The organism is Dryocola baronae (assembly GCF_051297175.1).
Classification (GTDB): Bacteria; Pseudomonadota; Gammaproteobacteria; order Enterobacterales; family Enterobacteriaceae; genus Dryocola.
The window spans coordinates 275,488-296,661 of sequence record NZ_JBINNY010000001.1; the positions used below are offsets into that span (position 1 = coordinate 275,488).

Below are 21,174 nucleotides of genomic sequence, written 5' to 3' on the forward strand. Positions count from 1 at the left end.
TGTCGGTGAACAGTTTTAGCAGAGGGGCGGCTTCGCCCCTTTTGTCTGTCTGGCGTCCTCTGATGGCGTTGACGGGCGCGCTGCTGCTCACGGCCTGTAGCAGTAATAAACTCCCGCCCTTCACCGCCAGCGGCTACATCGCCGATCAGGGCGTGGTGCGTATCTGGCGTAAAGACAATAACGACGGCACGGTGCACATGCTGACGGCATTTAGCCCGATCAGAAGCGGTGCGACCACCACCAGTGAATACCGCTGGCAGGGCGACAGCCTGGTCTTTATCGAACAGAACATTCAGGGCAAGACACCCGAACATATCAAAGTGCGTTTTGACGATCGCGGCGAGCTGAGCTTTATGCAGCGCGAGGTGAGCGGCCAGAAACAGCAGCTCTCGAACGAACAGATCGCTCTGCATCAATATCAGGCCTCGCGCACCAAAGAAACCAGCGAAGCGCTTCGCATCGGCAAAGTGGTACTGCAACAGGGGCGCTGGCATCGCAACGGTACGGTAACAACCTGCGAAGGGGAAACCTTCAAGCCGAAGCTGGATAGCGAAGCGCTAAGCCATATAGCGAACCGCCAGAGCCATTCATCGCTTGAAGTAAGCATCGCCTGGCTGGAAGCGCCGGAAGGGTCACAGCTGCTGCTCGTGGCGAATGAGGATTTCTGTAGCTGGCAGCCGAAGCCGGACGACTTCTGAGATAAATGTCTTCATGTGGTGGATGGCGCTAGCGCTTATCCACCCTACGGGTGTTTTATAGGTCGGGTAAACGAAGTGCTACCCGACATAGTTTCAGATATCACAATCGGTAGGTCGGGTAAACGAAGTGCCACCCGACATAATCAACAAGCCTCGCCAGCCGTTCCTGCTTATTTCGCGTTTTCACGCTCAATGGCGCGATAGCCAATATCCGAACGGCTAAAGCTGCCGTCCCAGTGGATATCCTTCATTAACTCATAGGCACGCTTCTGAGCCGCCGCCACGGTATCGCCCAGCGCCGTCACGCACAGCACGCGGCCGCCGCTGGTGGTCACCATGTCGTCTTCACGCAGTTGGGTTCCGGCGTGGAACACTTTGCCATCGGCGACTTCCTCAAGCGGCAGGCCGTGAATAACGTCCCCGGTGCGGTAGTCCGCCGGATAGCCACCGGCAGCCATTACCACGCCCAGAGAAGGACGTTCGTCCCACTTTGAGCTTGTTTCGTTAAGCTTGCCGTCGCAGGCCGCCAGACACAGCTCGACCAGGTCCGACTGCAGGCGCAGCATGATAGGCTGCGTTTCCGGGTCGCCAAAGCGGCAGTTGAATTCGATAACCTTCGGGTTGCCCTGCTTGTCGATCATCAGCCCGGCATACAGGAAACCGGTATAGGTATTGCCTTCCGCCGCCATGCCGCGCACGGTTGGCCAGATAACCAGGTCCATCGCACGCTGGTGGACTTCATCGGTTACGACGGGGGCCGGAGAGTAAGCGCCCATACCGCCGGTGTTCGGGCCGGTATCACCGTTGCCAACGCGTTTGTGATCCTGGCTGGTTGCCATCGGCAGCACGTTCTCGCCGTCGACCATCACGATGAAGCTGGCCTCTTCACCGTCGAGGAACTCTTCCACGACGATGCGGTGCCCGGCGTCGCCAAACGCGTTGCCCGCCAGCATATCGTTAACCGCGGCTTCCGCTTCTTCGAGCGTCATTGCGACGATCACACCTTTGCCCGCGGCCAGACCGTCTGCTTTGATGACGATAGGCGCGCCTTTTTCACGAACGTAGGCCAGCGCCGGCTCGACTTCGGTGAAGTTCTGGTATTCGGCGGTCGGGATTTTGTGACGGGCCAGGAAATCCTTCGTAAAGGCTTTGGAGCCTTCTAGCTGGGCAGCGCCCTGTGTTGGACCAAAAATTTTCAGGCCTGCTGCACGGAACGCGTCAACCACGCCAATCACCAGCGGCGCTTCGGGGCCAACGATCGTCAGGTCAATTTTTTCATTTTGCGCGAAGCTGAGCAGGGCGGGGATATCCGTCGCACCGATAGCTACGTTTTGCAAAGCCGGTTCCAGCGCTGTGCCCGCGTTGCCGGGAGCAACAAAGACGGTGCGGACCAGCGGCGACTGCGATGCTTTCCAGGCCAGCGCGTGTTCGCGCCCGCCGTTACCAATCACTAAAACTTTCATTCGTTAAGGCTCCGGATTAATGGCGGAAGTGGCGCATGTCGGTGAAGATCATTGCGATCCCGTGCTCGTCGGCTGCGGCGATCACTTCGTCATCGCGGATCGAACCGCCCGGTTGGATCACGCAGCTCACGCCGACCGCTGCCGCAGCATCAATGCCGTCGCGGAACGGGAAGAACGCATCTGAGGCCATCGCCGAACCTTTCACTTCCAGACCCTCATCGCCTGCTTTGATACCGGCAATTTTAGCGGAGTAAACGCGGCTCATCTGGCCTGCGCCTATGCCGATAGTCATATTCTCGCGGGCATAAACGATAGCGTTGGACTTCACGAACTTGGCAACCTTCCAGCAGAACAGCGCGTCACGCAGTTCCTGCTCGGTTGGCTTACGCTTGCTGACTACGCGCAGATCGGATGCGGTAACCATGCCGAGGTCGCGATCCTGAACGAGCAGACCGCCGTTCACGCGTTTGAAATCCAGGCCCGGAACGCGCTGCTGCCACTGGCCGCAGGTCAACACACGGACGTTCTGCTTCGCAGCGGTAATTTTAAGAGCCTCTTCGCTGGCGGAAGGCGCAATGATCACCTCCACAAACTGGCGGGAGATAATCGCCTGCGCGGTTTCGGCGTCAAGCTCGCGGTTGACAGCGATGATGCCGCCGAATGCGGAGGTCGGGTCGGTTTTGTAAGCGCGGTCGTAAGCATCAAGAAGGGAATCGCTCACCGCCACGCCGCAAGGGTTGGCGTGCTTCACGATGACGCAGGCTGGCTCGCTGAATTCCTTCACGCATTCCAGCGCGGCGTCGGTATCCGCGATGTTGTTATAGGAAAGCGCTTTGCCCTGAACCTGAGTTGCGGTGGCAACGGACGCCTCTTTAATTTCTTCTTCTATATAGAAGGCGGCCTGCTGGTGGCTATTTTCGCCGTAGCGCATATCCTGCTTCTTAATGAAGTTCAGGTTGAGGGTGCGGGGGAAACGGCCTGCGGGTTCTTTGCTTTCGCCGTGATAGGCCGGAACCAGGCTGCCAAAGTAGTTGGCAATCATGCTGTCGTAGGCGGCGGTGTGCTCGAAGGCTTTAATAGCGAGATCGAAACGGGTTTCTAACGTCAGGGAGCCTTCATTGCTATCCAGCTCGTTGATAATCGCCTGGTAGTCGCTGCTCTTTACTACGATCGCCACATCTTTATGGTTCTTCGCCGCCGAGCGCACCATGGTTGGGCCGCCAATATCAATATTCTCAACCGCGTCCTCTAAAGAGCAGCCTTCACGTGCAACCGTCTGGGCAAACGGATAGAGGTTAACAACAACCATATCGATAGGGGAGATGGCGTGTTCGGCCATGATGGCATCGTCCTGACCGCGACGGCCAAGAATACCGCCGTGAACTTTTGGATGCAGGGTTTTGACGCGTCCGTCCATCATCTCCGGGAAACCGGTGTAGTCAGAGACTTCGGTTACCGGTAAGCCAGCATCAGCCAGCAGACGAGCGGTTCCGCCTGTGGAAAGCAGCTCCACGCCACGTTGGGAGAGCGCTTGGGCGAATTCGACGATACCGGCTTTGTCAGAAACACTGAGCAGAGCGCGGCGTACAGGACGACGTTGTTGCATGGTTTGATCCCTTAGCTTTGGTTCGCATATAGAAGAGCGTTAGCTGAATTCTCGTTTTTCTTTCATAAAACTCAGCTAACGCCCCAAAACGGGGCGTCCTTTTATCGCGGTGCATTGTAGCGAAAACGTTTGCGTCACGCTCGCGAAATTTCAGCTCAAATCACGATTGTGGATAAGTTTGTGCACAAGTTGGTATAAGGCGGGGTTTTGCTGGGGATTGCAGCAGTCAGTCAAATTAGTGCGAATTTAGTGTTGCAGCCTGAAGAGAACTCCCTATAATGCGCCTCCATCGACACGGAACATGTGAACAACATCACAGAGTAACGGCGGCGATGAGAGTGAAAAGTTCTGAAATTTAGACTTGACTCTTAAAGAGGAAAGCGTAATATACGCCACCTCGAGTTACCCGGCGAAAGCGGCTAACTCACTGCTCTTTAACAATTTATCAGACAATCTGTGTGGGCACTCGCAGGATTGATATCTCAGTACCTTCGGGTACAAAAAAATATCAAGTCTTGAAGAGTGACCAAGCAGTAATTCATTTAGTTGAATTATTACGAAAGTTAATTTTTGAGCACCGCTTCACGAGTTGAAGCAAATCAAGCTTTTAATTGAAGAGTTTGATCATGGCTCAGATTGAACGCTGGCGGCAGGCCTAACACATGCAAGTCGAGCGGCAGCGGAAAGTAGCTTGCTACTTTGCCGGCGAGCGGCGGACGGGTGAGTAATGTCTGGGAAACTGCCTGATGGAGGGGGATAACTACTGGAAACGGTAGCTAATACCGCATAACGTCGCAAGACCAAAGAGGGGGACCTTCGGGCCTCTTGCCATCAGATGTGCCCAGATGGGATTAGCTAGTAGGTGGGGTAATGGCTCACCTAGGCGACGATCCCTAGCTGGTCTGAGAGGATGACCAGCCACACTGGAACTGAGACACGGTCCAGACTCCTACGGGAGGCAGCAGTGGGGAATATTGCACAATGGGCGCAAGCCTGATGCAGCCATGCCGCGTGTATGAAGAAGGCCTTCGGGTTGTAAAGTACTTTCAGCGAGGAGGAAGGCATTGTGGTTAATAACCGCAGTGATTGACGTTACTCGCAGAAGAAGCACCGGCTAACTCCGTGCCAGCAGCCGCGGTAATACGGAGGGTGCAAGCGTTAATCGGAATTACTGGGCGTAAAGCGCACGCAGGCGGTTTGTTAAGTCAGATGTGAAATCCCCGGGCTCAACCTGGGAACTGCATTTGAAACTGGCAAGCTTGAGTCTTGTAGAGGGGGGTAGAATTCCAGGTGTAGCGGTGAAATGCGTAGAGATCTGGAGGAATACCGGTGGCGAAGGCGGCCCCCTGGACAAAGACTGACGCTCAGGTGCGAAAGCGTGGGGAGCAAACAGGATTAGATACCCTGGTAGTCCACGCCGTAAACGATGTCGACTTGGAGGTTGTTCCCTTGAGGAGTGGCTTCCGGAGCTAACGCGTTAAGTCGACCGCCTGGGGAGTACGGCCGCAAGGTTAAAACTCAAATGAATTGACGGGGGCCCGCACAAGCGGTGGAGCATGTGGTTTAATTCGATGCAACGCGAAGAACCTTACCTACTCTTGACATCCACAGAATTCGGTAGAGATACCTTAGTGCCTTCGGGAACTGTGAGACAGGTGCTGCATGGCTGTCGTCAGCTCGTGTTGTGAAATGTTGGGTTAAGTCCCGCAACGAGCGCAACCCTTATCCTTTGTTGCCAGCGGTTCGGCCGGGAACTCAAAGGAGACTGCCAGTGATAAACTGGAGGAAGGTGGGGATGACGTCAAGTCATCATGGCCCTTACGAGTAGGGCTACACACGTGCTACAATGGCGCATACAAAGAGAAGCGACCTCGCGAGAGCAAGCGGACCTCATAAAGTGCGTCGTAGTCCGGATCGGAGTCTGCAACTCGACTCCGTGAAGTCGGAATCGCTAGTAATCGTGGATCAGAATGCCACGGTGAATACGTTCCCGGGCCTTGTACACACCGCCCGTCACACCATGGGAGTGGGTTGCAAAAGAAGTAGGTAGCTTAACCTTCGGGAGGGCGCTTACCACTTTGTGATTCATGACTGGGGTGAAGTCGTAACAAGGTAACCGTAGGGGAACCTGCGGTTGGATCACCTCCTTACCTAATAGATACAACCCGCGTAGTGCTCACACAGATTGTCTGATAGATGTAAAGAAGCAAGGCGTCTTGCGATTGAGACTTCAGTGTCCCCTTCGTCTAGAGGCCCAGGACACCGCCCTTTCACGGCGGTAACAGGGGTTCGAATCCCCTAGGGGACGCCACTTGCTGGTTTGTGAGTGAAAGTCGCCAACCTCAATATCTCAAAACTGACTCTGAGAGTTATGTTTGAGATATTTGCTCTTTAAAAATCCGGAACAAGCTGAAAATTGAAACGACATGTCGTCTCATTCCTCCGTAATAAGGAATGGGAATACGATATGTTCGAGTCTCTCAAATTTTCACAACGTCGATTGTGTCTTACGAGACACCTTCGGGTTGTGAGGTTAAGCGACTAAGCGTACACGGTGGATGCCCTGGCAGTCAGAGGCGATGAAGGACGTGCTAATCTGCGATAAGCGTCGGTAAGGTGATATGAACCGTTATAACCGGCGATTTCCGAATGGGGAAACCCAGTGTGATTCGTCACACTATCGTTAAGCCAATACATAACTTAACGAAGCGAACCGGGGGAACTGAAACATCTAAGTACCCCGAGGAAAAGAAATCAACCGAGATTCCCCCAGTAGCGGCGAGCGAACGGGGAGCAGCCCAGAACCTGAATCAGTTTGTGTGTTAGTGGAAGCGTCTGGAAAGTCGCAGGGTACAGGGTGATACTCCCGTACACTAAAATGCACGTTCTGTGAGTTCGAAGAGTAGGGCGGGACACGTGGTATCCTGTCTGAATATGGGGGGACCATCCTCCAAGGCTAAATACTCCTGACTGACCGATAGTGAACCAGTACCGTGAGGGAAAGGCGAAAAGAACCCCGGCGAGGGGAGTGAAACAGAACCTGAAACCGTGTACGTACAAGCAGTGGGAGCCTCATTTATGGGGTGACTGCGTACCTTTTGTATAATGGGTCAGCGACTTATATTCTGTAGCAAGGTTAACCGTATAGGGGAGCCGCAGGGAAACCGAGTCTTAACTGGGCGTTAAGTTGCAGGGTATAGACCCGAAACCCGGTGATCTAGCCATGGGCAGGTTGAAGGTTGGGTAACACTAACTGGAGGACCGAACCGACTAATGTTGAAAAATTAGCGGATGACTTGTGGCTGGGGGTGAAAGGCCAATCAAACCGGGAGATAGCTGGTTCTCCCCGAAAGCTATTTAGGTAGCGCCTCGTGAACTCATCTTCGGGGGTAGAGCACTGTTTCGGCTAGGGGGCCATCCCGGCTTACCAACCCGATGCAAACTACGAATACCGAAGAATGTTATCACGGGAGACACACGGCGGGTGCTAACGTCCGTCGTGAAGAGGGAAACAACCCAGACCGCCAGCTAAGGTCCCAAAGTCATGGTTAAGTGGGAAACGATGTGGGAAGGCACAGACAGCCAGGATGTTGGCTTAGAAGCAGCCATCATTTAAAGAAAGCGTAATAGCTCACTGGTCGAGTCGGCCTGCGCGGAAGATGTAACGGGGCTAAACCATGCACCGAAGCTGCGGCAGCGACACTATGTGTTGTTGGGTAGGGGAGCGTTCTGTAAGCCGTCGAAGGTGAACTGTGAGGTTTGCTGGAGGTATCAGAAGTGCGAATGCTGACATAAGTAACGATAAAGCGGGTGAAAAGCCCGCTCGCCGGAAGACCAAGGGTTCCTGTCCAACGTTAATCGGGGCAGGGTGAGTCGACCCCTAAGGCGAGGCCGAAAGGCGTAGTCGATGGGAAACAGGTTAATATTCCTGTACTCGGTGTTACTGCGAAGGGGGGACGGAGAAGGCTATGTTAGCCGGGCGACGGTTGTCCCGGTTTAAGCATGTAGGCGGAGAGTTTAGGTAAATCCGGACTCTTATTAAACGCTGAGGTGTGATGACGAGGCACTACGGTGCTGAAGTAACAAATGCCCTGCTTCCAGGAAAAGCCTCTAAGCATCAGGTAACATCAAATCGTACCCCAAACCGACACAGGTGGTCAGGTAGAGAATACCAAGGCGCTTGAGAGAACTCGGGTGAAGGAACTAGGCAAAATGGTGCCGTAACTTCGGGAGAAGGCACGCTGTCGTTAGGTGAAGCGATTTACTCGTGGAGCTGAAGGCAGTCGAAGATACCAGCTGGCTGCAACTGTTTATTAAAAACACAGCACTGTGCAAACACGAAAGTGGACGTATACGGTGTGACGCCTGCCCGGTGCCGGAAGGTTAATTGATGGGGTCAGCCGCAAGGCGAAGCTCTTGATCGAAGCCCCGGTAAACGGCGGCCGTAACTATAACGGTCCTAAGGTAGCGAAATTCCTTGTCGGGTAAGTTCCGACCTGCACGAATGGCGTAATGATGGCCAGGCTGTCTCCACCCGAGACTCAGTGAAATTGAACTCGCTGTGAAGATGCAGTGTACCCGCGGCAAGACGGAAAGACCCCGTGAACCTTTACTATAGCTTGACACTGAACACTGGTCCTTGATGTGTAGGATAGGTGGGAGGCTTTGAAGCGTGGACGCCAGTCTGCGTGGAGCCAACCTTGAAATACCACCCTTTAATGGCTGGTGTTCTAACGTAGACCCGTGATCCGGGTTGCGGACAGTGTCTGGTGGGTAGTTTGACTGGGGCGGTCTCCTCCTAAAGCGTAACGGAGGAGCACGAAGGTTAGCTAATCACGGTCGGACATCGTGAGGTTAGTGCAAAGGCATAAGCTAGCTTGACTGCGAGAGTGACGGCTCGAGCAGGTGCGAAAGCAGGTCTTAGTGATCCGGTGGTTCTGAATGGAAGGGCCATCGCTCAACGGATAAAAGGTACTCCGGGGATAACAGGCTGATACCGCCCAAGAGTTCATATCGACGGCGGTGTTTGGCACCTCGATGTCGGCTCATCACATCCTGGGGCTGAAGTAGGTCCCAAGGGTATGGCTGTTCGCCATTTAAAGTGGTACGCGAGCTGGGTTTAGAACGTCGTGAGACAGTTCGGTCCCTATCTGCCGTGGGCGCTGGAGAATTGAGGGGGGCTGCTCCTAGTACGAGAGGACCGGAGTGGACGCATCACTGGTGTTCGGGTTGTCATGCCAATGGCATTGCCCGGTAGCTAAATGCGGAAGAGATAAGCGCTGAAAGCATCTAAGCGCGAAACTTGCCCCGAGATGAATTCTCCCTGACTCCCTGAGAGTCCTGAAGGAACGTTGAAGACTACGACGTTGATAGGCTGGGTGTGTAAGCGTAGCGATACGTTGAGCTAACCAGTACTAATGATCCGTGAGGCTTAACCTTACAACACCGAAGGTGTTTTGGTGAGAGACAGACAATTTAATTTTCAGCGGAATTCCGAGATTGAATCAATGGTTACGTGAATAACGTAACGGTTGATAAACAGAATATGCCTGGCGGCACTAGCGCGGTGGTCCCACCTGACCCCATGCCGAACTCAGAAGTGAAACGCCGTAGCGCCGATGGTAGTGTGGGGTCTCCCCATGCGAGAGTAGGGAACTGCCAGGCTTCAAACAAGTGAAAAGCCCTGCACTGACGTGCAGGGCTTTTTGCCGTCTGCGGTTTACACACGCTCTGCCATGGGGCGGTTAAACGAAGAGCCATCCCCGGCAGGGGGCCGGGCTGCGGTGTCAGATGGTGCAGCCCGCCTAACGACCTGACAAAACTCCATATATTCCGCTCTATTGCAGCACTTTCCTCTACCTCAAATTCCCTCCCTTAAGTGAAACATTTTCAACTATCTTATGAACACTCGACATTTGACAGGCGTCGCGTTATCTTCAGCTATCTGGATGTCTAAACGTTTAAACGTATGTTGTGAGGGTAAAAGGTTATGCCGATTCGGGTGCAGGATGAGTTACCAGCCGTCAATTTCCTGCGTGAAGAAAATGTCTTTGTCATGACATCATCACGCGCTAGCAACCAGGAGATCCGTCCGCTAAAGGTGCTCATACTTAATCTGATGCCGAAAAAGATCGAGACGGAAAACCAGTTTTTGCGTCTGCTCTCCAACTCTCCGCTTCAGGTAGACGTACAGCTGTTGCGTATCGACAGCCGTGAATCCCGCAATACGCCGACGGAGCACCTCAACAATTTCTACTGCAATTTCGAAGATATCCAGCACGAAAATTTTGATGGCCTGATCGTCACCGGCGCGCCTTTAGGCCTGGTTGAATTTGATGACGTCGCCTACTGGCCGCAGATCGAGCAGGTACTACACTGGGCCAAAGATCACGTAACTTCCACGCTGTTTGTCTGCTGGGCCGTTCAGGCCGCGCTCAATATTTTGTATGGCATTCCCAAACAGACGCGGCAAGAGAAGCTTTCCGGCGTGTATGAACACCATCTAACCTACCCGCACGCGCTGCTCACGCGCGGGTTTGATGACACTTTCCTCGCTCCGCATTCCCGCTACGCAGATTTCCCCACTTCATTGATTCGTGACTACACCGATCTGGAAATCCTGGCTGAATCGCAGGAGGGGGACGCCTATCTGTTTGGCAGCAAAGACAAGCGCATAGCCTTCGTTACCGGTCACCCGGAGTATGACGCGCACACGCTTTCCGGCGAGTATTTCCGTGATGTCGAGGCTGGTCTGAATCCGGACGTGCCGTACAACTACTTCCCGGATAACGATCCGCAGAAAAAACCGCGCGCCACCTGGCGCAGCCACGGCAATTTACTCTTTACCAACTGGCTCAACTACTACGTGTATCAAATCACACCGTTCGATCTTCGCCATATGAATCCGACGCTCGATTAAGCGTTTCAGCACCCCATTCGCTCTGCGATCGAGGCACCTTCTGGTGCCTTTTTTATTGCCTAAAAACTCCTTCCCCTCTCAGCTAAATTTTAACTTCATATTTATCAATATGATGAATGATTTTAATTTCAAAAATGGAAATTGTTTTTGATTTTAGAAAATCATCAAGTAGTCTTAATTCTGTCGCATGAAAATAACACACTGGACGTACCAGATGTGTTTAGCCTTATTGTGGGGATCAATCTAATGACACAACAGACAGTTAGCGCAGAGTTGGCCTTCAGCCAGCCTTTCGGACCTCAGGAGAAACAGATATTAACGCCGGATGCGGTAGAGTTTCTCCGCGATCTCGTCATTCGTTTTACGCCGCAGCGCAATAAGTTATTGGCGGCACGCATCGCCCAGCAGGCTGCCATTGACGGCGGTGAGTTACCTGATTTTATTTCGGAAACATGTTCCATTCGTGAATCAGAGTGGACAATTCGCGGCATTCCAGACGATTTGCTCGACCGCCGCGTTGAAATTACTGGCCCCGTAGAGCGCAAAATGGTGATCAACGCGCTTAACGCCAACGTAAAAGTCTTTATGGCCGATTTTGAAGACTCGCTGGCCCCGAGCTGGAGCAAAGTGATCGATGGTCAAATCAACCTGCGTGATGCCATCAACGGCACCATCAGCTGGACCAACGAAGCCGGCAAGATCTACCAGCTTAAGCCGGACCCGGCGGTATTAGTCTGTCGCGTTCGCGGCCTGCACCTGCCGGAAAAGCACGTAACGTGGCGTGATGAGCCGATTCCCGGCAGCCTGTTTGACTTTGCGCTCTACTTCTTCCACAACGTGGATGCCCTTCTGGCGAAAGGTAGCGGCCCATACTTTTACCTGCCAAAAACCCAGTCCTGGCAGGAAGCGGCGTGGTGGAGCGAAGTGTTCAGCTTTACCGAGGATCGTTTCTCCCTGCCGCGCGGCACCATCAAAGCCACCCTGCTGATTGAAACCCTGCCAGCGGTATTCCAGATGGATGAGATCCTGCACGCGCTGAAAGATCACATCGTTGGCCTGAACTGTGGCCGCTGGGATTACATCTTCAGCTACATCAAAACCCTCAAAAACCATGCGGATCGCGTCCTGCCCGATCGCCAATCGGTCACCATGGATAAGCCGTTCCTGAACGCCTATTCGCGGCTGCTGATCAAAACCTGCCACCGCCGCGGCGCCTTTGCGATGGGCGGAATGGCGGCGTTTATCCCTAGTAAAGACAGCGAGCGTAACGACTGGGTGCTTAACAAAGTCAGGGCCGACAAGCAGATGGAGGCCAGCAACGGCCACGACGGCACGTGGATTGCCCATCCAGGCCTCGCAGATGCAGTAATGGAAGTCTTCAATCAAGCCCTGGGCGAGCGCCAAAACCAGCTTTCCGTTATGCGTGCCGAGGATGCACCGATTACCGCCGCACAGCTGCTGGAGCCGTGCCCGGGGGAACGTACCGAAGACGGCATGCGCGCCAACATCCGCGTTGCCGTTCAGTACATCGAAGCGTGGATCTCCGGCAACGGCTGCGTACCGATTTACGGCCTGATGGAAGACGCCGCCACGGCGGAAATCTCCCGCACCTCTATCTGGCAGTGGATTCACCATGAAAAAACGTTGAGCAACGGGCAGACGGTCACCAAAGCGCTGTTCCGCCAGATGCTCGCCGAAGAAATGCTCGTCATACAGGAAGAGCTGGGCGACCGCCGTTTCAGCCAGGGCCGCTTCACTGAAGCCGCGCGCCTGATGGAACAAATCACCACCTCCGAAACGCTTATCGACTTCCTGACGCTGCCGGGCTACCGCCTGCTTGCCTGAACCCTACTTATATAAAAAAGGAGCATCTGCCATGACCAAAACCTCTCGCACCCAACAGATCCAACAACTACAAGAAGAATGGACGCAGGCTCGCTGGGAAGGCATCAAGCGCCCGTACAGCGCGGAAGAAGTGGTCAAGCTGCGCGGTTCGGTGAACCCGGAATGCACGCTGGCGCAAAATGGCGCGGCAAGAATGTGGCGCCTGCTGCACGGCGAATCGAAAAAGGGCTATATCAACAGCCTGGGTGCGTTAACCGGTGGGCAGGCTTTGCAGCAGGCGAAAGCGGGCATCGAGGCGATTTACCTTTCCGGCTGGCAGGTGGCGGCAGATGCTAACCTGGCGTCCAGCATGTACCCGGATCAATCCCTTTACCCGGCGAACTCCGTGCCGGCGGTTGTCGATCGGATCAACAACACCTTCCGCCGTGCGGATCAGATCCAGTGGGCTTCAAACATCGAGCCGGGCGATCCGCGCTATGTCGATTACTATCTGCCTATCGTGGCCGATGCCGAAGCCGGTTTTGGCGGCGTGCTGAACGCTTTCGAGCTGATGAAATCCATGATTCAAGCGGGCGCGGCGGCGGTTCACTTTGAAGACCAGCTCGCCTCGGTGAAGAAGTGTGGGCACATGGGCGGTAAGGTACTGGTTCCCACTCAGGAAGCCATTCAGAAACTGGTTGCGGCCCGTCTGGCTGCCGACGTTATGGGCGTGCCGACGCTGCTGATTGCCCGTACCGACGCGGACGCCGCCGACCTGATTACCTCCGACTGCGATGAATACGACCGCGAATTTGTTACCGGCGAACGCACGCAGGAAGGCTTCTACCGCACGCGTGCGGGCGTCGAACAGGCCATCAGCCGTGGGCTGGCCTATGCGCCGTATGCCGACCTGGTGTGGTGCGAAACGTCGAAGCCGGACCTCGACCAGGCGCGGCGCTTTGCACAAGCTATTCACGCGCGCTTCCCCGGCAAGCTGCTGGCCTACAACTGCTCGCCGTCCTTCAACTGGAAGAAAAACCTCGACGATAAAACTATCGCCTCCTTCCAGGAAGAGCTGTCGGCGATGGGCTACAAATACCAGTTCATCACCCTCGCCGGGATCCACAGCATGTGGTTCAGCATGTTCGACCTGGCCCACGCCTACGCGCAGGGCGAAGGCATGAAGCACTATGTGGAAAAAGTGCAGCAGCCGGAATTTGCCGCAGCGCCGAAAGGCTACACCTTTGTGTCCCACCAGCAGGAAGTGGGAACGGGCTACTTTGACCGCGTTACGACGATTATCCAGGGCGGCGCTTCATCGGTAACCGCGCTGACCGGGTCGACGGAAGAAGATCAGTTCTGAGATGCCCCTATCCCCCCTCGACTTCTCCCTCTGCTGGGGGAGAGGCAGGGGTGAGGGCGTAAATCCCTTACGGAGATGCCCATGACGCCGAAGCAGGAACTGTTAATCGCTCACACCATCCTGCAGGGCTTCGACGCGCAGTATGGGCGCTTTCTCGAAATCACGGCGGGAGCCCAGCAGCGCTTTGAACAGGCGGACTGGCATGCGGTGCAGCAGGCCATGAAAAGCCGCATACATCTTTACGATCACCACGTTGGCCTCGTCGTGGAGCAGCTTCGTTGCATTACAGGCGGAGAAAACGCTGACGCAGAGTTTTTACTGCGCGTAAAAGCGCAGTACACCCAGCTGTTGCCGGATTACCCTCGTTTTGAAATTGCGGAAAGCTTTTTTAATTCCGTCTACTGTCGGTTGTTTGACCACCGCTCGCTGACTCCCGAGCGGCTTTTTATCTTCAGCTCCCAGGCGGAAGGGCGTTTTCGCTCTATCCCGCGCCCGCTTGCAAAATCCTTTTCCTCCGTTCAGGGCTGGCACTCGCTGTTAACGACGATGCTGGGCGATTTGCCGCTGCGCCTGCCGTGGCAGGATTTGAAGCGTGATGTCGGTTACATCCTGGCGCATCTCATGGAAACCTTTGGCAGCGAAGCCCTGCGTGACGCGCATCTGGAAGTTGCCAACGAACTTTTCTACCGAAATAAAGCCGCCTGGCTGGTTGGCAAGCTCGCGCTGCCGGGCGGGAAAGTGCCTTTCTTACTGCCGATTCACCGCTCGGATGACGGACAGCTGATCGTCGACACCTGCCTGACCAGCACCGCCGAGGCGAGCATCGTATTCGGCTTTGCGCGCTCCTACTTTATGGTTTACGCGCCGCTCCCGTCAGCGCTGGTGGAGTGGCTGCGGGAGCTGCTGCCGGGCAAAACCACCGCCGAGCTATACATGGCGATTGGCTGCCAGAAGCACGGCAAAACGGAAAGCTACCGCGAATACCTGAACTACATCACCGCCACCGACGAACAGTTTATTGAGGCTCCCGGCGTGCGCGGCATGGTCATGCTGGTCTTCACGCTGCCGGGCTTTGACAGGGTATTTAAAGTCATCAAAGATAGATTCGCCCCGCAAAAAGAGGTCAGTGCCGAGCGCGTTCGCGCCTGCTACCAGCTGGTAAAAGAGCACGATCGCGTCGGACGCATGGCGGACACCCAGGAATTCGAAAACTTCGTCCTGGATAAAAGCCAGATCGGCGCACCGCTGCTGGCGCTGCTGCGCGAAGAAGTGCCTGAAAAGCTCACCGATCTCGGCGACCGCATCGCGATAAGCCATTTGTACATCGAACGCCGCATGGTGCCGCTGAACCTGTGGCTCGAGCGGGTGGAAGGGCAGCAGCTACGCGATGCGGTTGAAGAATATGGCAACGCCATTCGCCAGCTCGCAGCGGCCAATATCTTCCCCGGCGACATGCTGTTTAAAAACTTCGGCGTGACCCGCCACGGGCGGGTGGTGTTCTACGACTACGATGAAATCTGCTATATGACCGAGGTGAATTTCCGCGACATCCCGCCGCCGCGTTATCCGGAAGACGAGCTGTCCGCCGAGCCGTGGTACAGCGTGTCGCCTGGGGACGTCTTCCCGGAAGAGTTTCGCCACTATCTTTGTGCCGACCCGCGCATACGCCCGCTGTTCGACGAGATGCACGGGGACCTGTTCCGGGCGGATTTCTGGCGCGCGCTGCAGGAACGCATCCGCAACGGCCACGTGGAAGATGTCTACGCCTACCGCAGACGCCAGCGCTTCAGCCAGCGTCAGTGGCGCACATTATGAATAACGGTTGACCGAACGGTTGCTGCTGCCAGGCTGCCCGCCGGAATAATTCCCGAAATCGCCGGAAGATAAATCCGCAAGGCGGGAATCAACCGAGCCTGCACTCGCAATGCTTGAGCGACGAAAATCAACTTCCCGATATAAATCTTCAGGCAGGAGCAATTTTATATGCGGCAACAGGTTGCGGTGGCGCAATTCTGACGAAGGTTGATAGTGCCCGCTGGCATTCGACCACGCGATGAGCTTTCTGTGCGAGAACAGCAGATCGCCAGCAAACAGAACGTTTCTGCGCTTTGTCAAAGAGGTATGGCCTTCAACACTCCAGTTGTTATCGGACAGAAATTGGTTGATAGGGTCAAAGGCCTTGGCGCAATAAACAAACCCCGGGCGATCCTCTTTAATGACATAAATAAATCGGCCGTGCAGAGAGGGCATGGTTTGAGTGTTTTTACTCTTAGGCCGCAGGTAATAATCATCCCTTGCGAAGCGCTCCAGTATAAAAACGCAATTCTTATCCGCCTCGCTTTGTTCAGACGCTAAAACAACGCTCAGCGGCTGAAAGCTGGGGCGGGATGAAAAAAAATCACCTATTACCTGCCGGGCCCAGGGGTTCAACATAGTTTAAATATCCTTATTTAAAAAATCCGCAGATCTCTGCGGTGACTCGTCCCGGCGAGCTAGCGCCCGCCGCCGTATGCCTGGGTAATCTCCTTCGCCGCTTTGATAACCAGCGCGCCAAGTTCGGTCACGCGATCGTCCGTGATGCGCGAAATCGGGCCTGAAATCGAAATGGCGGCAAAGGCTTCATGGTGTTCGTCGTAGATGCAGGCCGCCACGCAGCGCAGGCCCAGCGCGTGCTCTTCGTCATCAAAGGAGTAGCCGCGCTTGCGGGTCTGGGCTAAATCTTCTTTCAGATGCAGCGGGGAGGTGAGCGTGGCCGGAGTGTAGCTATGCAGCCCTTTGCGGTGCAGAAGCGCTGCCACCTGATCATCGTTGAGATTTGCGAGGAAGACTTTGCCAGCCCCCGACGCGTGCATCGGCAGCTTGCCGCCAATCGGCGCGGACATTCGCATCAGCTGGGCGCACTGCACCTGGTCGATGATAATCGCCTGATGATCGCTATGGTCAAGTACCGCCAGGTTCACCGTCTCCCCTGAATCTTCCATCAGCTTGCGCAGAATCGGGTGGACGATGGCCAGAAGGTTACGGCTTTGCAGGAAGCTGCTGCCGACGACAAACGCGTGTGCGCCAATCGTCCAGTGGCCGAGGTCGCCAATCTGGCGGACAAAGCCGAGCTGCTGCATGGTCGACAGCAGCCGATGCGTGGTGGAATTCGGCAGCCCGGCCTGCTGCGCCAGCTCGGTCAGCGCCACGCTACCGTGTGATTCAGCAATCCATTCGAGCAGCTTCAGGCCGCGGGTCAGCGACTGAACCTGCCCGGTAGGCTGTGGTGCAGCGGCGGCGGCAGCGCGAGGCTTTTTGCCACGTTTGGCGGGAACGGCAGCGACCATAGCAGACTCCTTTTTTCATATCGTGGAAATCATTTTCGTTTTATTTGGCGATAATGCAACCAGCAGGCGACTCATCGGATCAGTCAGGTGAACATGTCTCATGTTCCATTGCTTTGAGTGACAATCAACTTGTGACAGTATGGTTTGCTGGCCTTTTCGCCGCTTCGACACGTTAAGTACCCGGGAGCCTGAGTTGAGCAACAAAGTAGAACAACTGCAGCAGCAGTTAAATGAACGTATTCTGGTGCTGGATGGTGGCATGGGGACGATGATCCAAAGCTACCGCCTGGAAGAGAGCGATTTCCGCGGCGTTCGCTTCGCCGACTGGCCGTGTGACCTGAAAGGGAATAACGACCTGCTGGTGCTAAGCAAACCGGAAATTATTGCCGCGATTCATTATGCCTACTTTGAAGCCGGTGCCGACATCGTCGAAACCAACACCTTTAACTCCACGACTATCGCGATGGCGGATTACCAGATGGAATCCCTGTCGGCGGAAATTAACTACGAGGCGGCAAAGCTTGCCCGTGCCTGTGCCGATGAGTGGACCGCGCGCCAGCCGGACAAACCGCGCTATGTCGCCGGGGTTTTAGGCCCGACCAACCGCACGGCGTCTATCTCCCCGGATGTAAACGATCCAGCCTTCCGTAACGTGACTTTCGATCAGCTGGTGGAGGCCTACCGCGAGTCCACCCGCGCGCTGGTGGAAGGCGGCGTCGACCTGATTATGATTGAAACGGTGTTCGATACCCTGAACGCCAAAGCGGCGATTTTCGCCGTTAAAACAGAATTTGAAGCGCTGGGCGTCGATCTGCCGATCATGATTTCCGGCACCATTACCGATGCGTCGGGCCGTACGCTTTCCGGGCAAACCACCGAAGCGTTTTACAACTCCCTGCGCCATGCCGATGCGCTGACCTTCGGCCTGAACTGCGCCCTCGGCCCAGACGAGCTTCGCCAGTACGTAGCCGAACTTTCGCGCATCGCCGAATGCTACGTCACGGCGCACCCTAACGCTGGTCTACCGAACGCCTTCGGGGAATACGATCTGGATGCCGACACCATGGCGAAGCAGATTGGCGAATGGGCGCATGCGGGCTTCCTGAATATCGTCGGCGGCTGCTGCGGCACCACGCCGGAACACATCGCCGCGATGAGCAAAGCGGTGGCGGGCGTTGCACCTCGCAAACTGCCCGAGCTGCCGGTTGCCTGTCGTCTGGCGGGCCTTGAGCCGCTGAACATCGGCGCGGAAAGCCTGTTTGTGAACGTCGGCGAACGTACCAACGTTACCGGCTCGGCCAAATTTAAACGCCTGATCAAAGAAGAAAAATACAACGAAGCGCTGGAAGTTGCCCTCCAGCAGGTGGAAAGCGGCGCGCAAATCATCGACATCAACATGGACGAAGGGATGCTCGACGCCGAAGCGGCGATGGTGCGTTTCCTTAACCTGATTGCCGGCGAGCCGGACATCGCCCGCGTGCCGATCATGATCGACTCCTCGAAATGGGACGTCATCGAAAAAGGCCTGAAGTGCATACAGGGCAAGGGCATCGTCAACTCCATCTCCATGAAAGAGGGGATTGAGCCGTTTATCCATCACGCAAAACTGGTGCGCCGCTACGGTGCCGCGATGGTCGTGATGGCCTTTGACGAAGTAGGCCAGGCGGACACCCGCGAGCGCAAAATTGAAATCTGCCGCCGCGCCTACAAAATTCTTACCGAAGAAGTCGGTTTCCCGCCGGAAGACATCATTTTCGACCCGAATATCTTCGCCGTCGCCACCGGCATCGAAGAGCACAACAACTACGCGCAGGACTTCATCGGCGCGTGTGAAGACATCAAACGCGAGCTGCCCCACGCGCTGATTTCCGGCGGCGTGTCGAACGTCTCCTTCTCCTTCCGCGGCAACGACCCGGTGCGCGAAGCAATCCACGCCGTGTTCCTCTACTACGCGATTCGCAACGGCATGGACATGGGCATCGTCAACGCCGGTCAGCTGGCGATTTACGACGATCTCTCAGACGAGCTGCGCGACGCGGTAGAAGACGTCATTCTTAACCGCCGGGACGACGGCACCGAACGCCTGCTTGATCTTGCCGAGAAATATCGCGGCAGCAAAAGCGACGACGCGGCCACCGCGCAGCAGGCGGAATGGCGCAGCTGGGATGTCAAAAAGCGTCTTGAATACTCGCTGGTAAAAGGCATCACCGAGTTTATCGAGCTGGATACCGAAGAAGCCCGTCAGCAGGCGGCGCGCCCGATTGAAGTGATCGAAGGGCCGCTGATGGACGGCATGAACGTGGTCGGCGACCTGTTCGGCGAAGGGAAAATGTTCCTGCCGCAGGTGGTGAAATCCGCGCGCGTGATGAAGCAGGCGGTGGCGTATCTCGAACCCTACATCGAAGCCAGCAAAGAGAAAGGCTCGACCAACGGCAAAATCGTCCTCGCCACGGTGAAAGGCGACGTGCACGACATCGGCAAAAACATCGTCGGCGTGGTGCTGCAATGTAACAATTACGAGATTATCGACCTCGGCGTAATGGTGCCGGGCGAGAAGATTTTGAAAACCGCCCGTGAAGTGGGTGCGGACATCATCGGCCTGTCGGGGCTGATTACCCCGTCGCTGGACGAAATGGTCAACGTCGCCAAAGAGATGGAGCGCCAGGGCTTTACGCTGCCGCTGCTGATCGGCGGTGCAACCACCTCTAAGGCGCATACGGCGGTGAAAATCGAGCAGAACTACAGCGGGCCAACGGTCTATGTGCAGAACGCATCGCGTACCGTGGGCGTGGTTTCAGCGCTGCTGTCGCCGACCCAGCACGATGAGTTTGTGGAGCGCACGCGTAAAGAGTACGTCACCGTGCGCACCCAGCACGCGCGTAAAAAACCGCGCACGCCGCCGGTTACGCTTGCCGCCGCGCGCGAAAACGATCTGGCCTTCGACTGGGCGAGCTATACGCCGCCTGTTGCCCATCGCCTGGGCGTGCAGGAAGTCACCGCCAGCATCGAAACGCTGCGTAACTACATCGACTGGACGCCGTTCTTTATGACCTGGTCGCTGGCCGGGAAATATCCGCGCATCCTGGAAGATGAAGTGGTGGGCGAAGAAGCCCAGCGCCTGTTCAAAGACGCCAACGACATGCTCGACAAGCTGCACGCGGAAAAATCCCTCAACCCGCGCGGCGTAGTGGGCCTGTTCCCGGCAAACCGCGTGGACGACGACATTGAAATCTACCGCGACGAAACCCGTACGCATGTAACAACGGTGGCGCATCACCTGCGCCAGCAAACCGAAAAAGTCGGCTTTGCGAACTACTGCCTGGCCGATTTCGTCGCGCCAAAACACAGCGGTAAAGCCGATTACATCGGCGCGTTTGCGGTCACCGGCGGTATGGAAGAAGACGCGTTGGCGGACGCGTTCGACGCCCAGCACGATGACTACAATAAGATTATGGTAAAAGCGATTGCCGACCGCCTGGCGGAAGCCTTTGCCGAGTATCTGCACGAGCGCGTGCGCAAGGTTTACTGGGGCTATGCGCCAACGGAAAACCTCAGCAACGAAGAGCTGATCCGCGAGAACTACCAGGGAATACGTCCGGCACCGGGTTATCCGGCCTGCCCGGAACACACCGAAAAAGCGACGATCTGGCAGCTGCTGGATGTAGAAAACGTCATCGGCATGAAGCTGACGGAGTCCTACGCCATGTGGCCGGGCGCGTCGGTTTCCGGCTGGTATTTCAGCCACCCCGACAGCAAATACTACGCGGTGGCGCAAATCCAGCGCGACCAGGTGGAGGATTACGCCCGCCGTAAGGGGATGTCGGTGACCGACGTGGAACGCTGGCTCGCGCCGAACCTGGGGTATGACGCGGACTAATCTTTAAGAGGGTGGATGGCGCGTGCGCTTATCCACCCTACAACACCCATCCCCGTAGGTGGGCAAGCGCCAGCGCCACCCGACAAAACCTTCCCTCC

Annotated in this window: 10 protein-coding genes, 1 tRNA gene and 3 rRNA genes; 10 read left to right on the forward strand and 4 right to left on the reverse strand. The window is 55.7% G+C overall.

Annotated features, from left to right (window positions below):
* Positions 1-5 precede the first annotated feature (5 nt).
* Complete coding sequence (locus ACSPHG_RS01310; protein ID WP_435951656.1) at positions 6-698, forward strand: DUF1481 domain-containing protein; 693 nt, start codon at positions 6-8, stop codon at positions 696-698.
* Between the two features lie 170 nt (positions 699-868).
* Here the strand turns inward: ACSPHG_RS01310 and purD are convergent, their stop codons facing one another.
* Both purD and purH read right to left on the reverse strand, forming a co-directional pair.
* A complete protein-coding gene (gene purD / locus ACSPHG_RS01315; RefSeq protein WP_435951657.1) occupies positions 869-2,161 on the reverse strand; it encodes a phosphoribosylamine--glycine ligase in 1,293 nt (430 codons plus the stop codon).
* A 16-nt stretch (positions 2,162-2,177) separates the two neighbouring features.
* On the reverse strand, positions 2,178-3,767 hold the full coding sequence (gene purH / locus ACSPHG_RS01320) for a bifunctional phosphoribosylaminoimidazolecarboxamide formyltransferase/IMP cyclohydrolase (protein ID WP_435951658.1): 1,590 nt from the start codon (positions 3,765-3,767) through the stop codon (positions 2,178-2,180).
* Between the two features lie 608 nt (positions 3,768-4,375).
* Here purH and ACSPHG_RS01325 point away from each other — a divergent pair.
* The 8 genes from ACSPHG_RS01325 to aceK all read left to right on the forward strand — a co-directional run bounded on the left by ACSPHG_RS01325 (position 4,376) and on the right by aceK (position 15,688).
* Positions 4,376-5,917: ribosomal RNA gene (locus tag ACSPHG_RS01325) — 16S ribosomal RNA — on the forward strand.
* Positions 5,918-6,002: 85 nt separating this feature from the next.
* Positions 6,003-6,078, forward strand: a tRNA-Glu gene (locus ACSPHG_RS01330).
* Positions 6,079-6,298: 220 nt separating this feature from the next.
* Positions 6,299-9,206, forward strand: a 23S ribosomal RNA gene (locus ACSPHG_RS01335).
* Between the two features lie 109 nt (positions 9,207-9,315).
* Positions 9,316-9,431 (forward strand): 5S ribosomal RNA (gene rrf / locus ACSPHG_RS01340).
* Together the 16S, 23S and 5S rRNA genes with 1 tRNA gene alongside form the textbook arrangement of a ribosomal RNA operon.
* 325 nt (positions 9,432-9,756) lie before the next feature.
* Positions 9,757-10,686 (forward strand): homoserine O-succinyltransferase MetA, encoded by a 930-nt coding sequence (metA, locus tag ACSPHG_RS01345; RefSeq protein WP_435951659.1) that lies wholly within the window; start codon positions 9,757-9,759, stop codon positions 10,684-10,686.
* A 246-nt stretch (positions 10,687-10,932) separates the two neighbouring features.
* Entirely contained in the window at positions 10,933-12,531 is a 1,599-nt protein-coding gene (gene aceB / locus ACSPHG_RS01350; protein WP_435951660.1) for a malate synthase A, read from the forward strand.
* Between the two features lie 31 nt (positions 12,532-12,562).
* Positions 12,563-13,873 carry an isocitrate lyase gene (gene aceA, locus ACSPHG_RS01355; RefSeq protein ID WP_435951661.1) on the forward strand — a complete coding sequence of 437 codons (1,311 nt, stop codon included), beginning with the start codon at positions 12,563-12,565 and terminating at the stop codon, positions 13,871-13,873.
* 81 nt (positions 13,874-13,954) lie between these two features.
* Complete coding sequence (gene aceK / locus ACSPHG_RS01360) at positions 13,955-15,688, forward strand: bifunctional isocitrate dehydrogenase kinase/phosphatase (protein WP_435951662.1); 1,734 nt, start codon at positions 13,955-13,957, stop codon at positions 15,686-15,688.
* Here the strand turns inward: aceK and ACSPHG_RS01365 are convergent.
* Together ACSPHG_RS01365 and iclR are read right to left on the reverse strand one after the other, a co-directional pair.
* On the reverse strand, positions 15,683-16,306 hold the full coding sequence (locus ACSPHG_RS01365) for a hypothetical protein (protein WP_435951663.1): 624 nt from the start codon (positions 16,304-16,306) through the stop codon (positions 15,683-15,685). The two genes, aceK and ACSPHG_RS01365, sit on opposite strands and share 6 nt — an antisense overlap.
* Positions 16,307-16,365: 59 nt before the next feature.
* Positions 16,366-17,199: a glyoxylate bypass operon transcriptional repressor IclR gene (iclR, locus tag ACSPHG_RS01370; RefSeq protein WP_435951664.1), complete on the reverse strand. Its 834-nt coding sequence runs from the start codon at positions 17,197-17,199 to the stop codon at positions 16,366-16,368.
* Between the two features lie 193 nt (positions 17,200-17,392).
* Here iclR and metH point away from each other — a divergent pair, with 193 nt between their 5' ends.
* Entirely contained in the window at positions 17,393-21,076 is a 3,684-nt protein-coding gene (metH, locus tag ACSPHG_RS01375; protein WP_435951665.1) for a methionine synthase, read from the forward strand.
* Positions 21,077-21,174: the final 98 nt, after the last annotated feature.

Coding starts and splice junctions, on each gene's coding strand:
- iclR (WP_435951664.1), bottom strand. CDS start 17,199: ATGGTCGCTGCCGTTCCCGCCAAACGTGGCAAAAAGCCTCGCGCTGCC.
- aceB (WP_435951660.1), top strand. CDS start 10,933: ATGACACAACAGACAGTTAGCGCAGAGTTGGCCTTCAGCCAGCCTTTC.
- aceK (WP_435951662.1), top strand. CDS start 13,955: ATGACGCCGAAGCAGGAACTGTTAATCGCTCACACCATCCTGCAGGGC.
- purH (WP_435951658.1), bottom strand. CDS start 3,767: ATGCAACAACGTCGTCCTGTACGCCGCGCTCTGCTCAGTGTTTCTGAC.
- purD (WP_435951657.1), bottom strand. CDS start 2,161: ATGAAAGTTTTAGTGATTGGTAACGGCGGGCGCGAACACGCGCTGGCC.
- aceA (WP_435951661.1), top strand. CDS start 12,563: ATGACCAAAACCTCTCGCACCCAACAGATCCAACAACTACAAGAAGAA.
- ACSPHG_RS01365 (WP_435951663.1), bottom strand. CDS start 16,306: ATGTTGAACCCCTGGGCCCGGCAGGTAATAGGTGATTTTTTTTCATCC.
- metA (WP_435951659.1), top strand. CDS start 9,757: ATGCCGATTCGGGTGCAGGATGAGTTACCAGCCGTCAATTTCCTGCGT.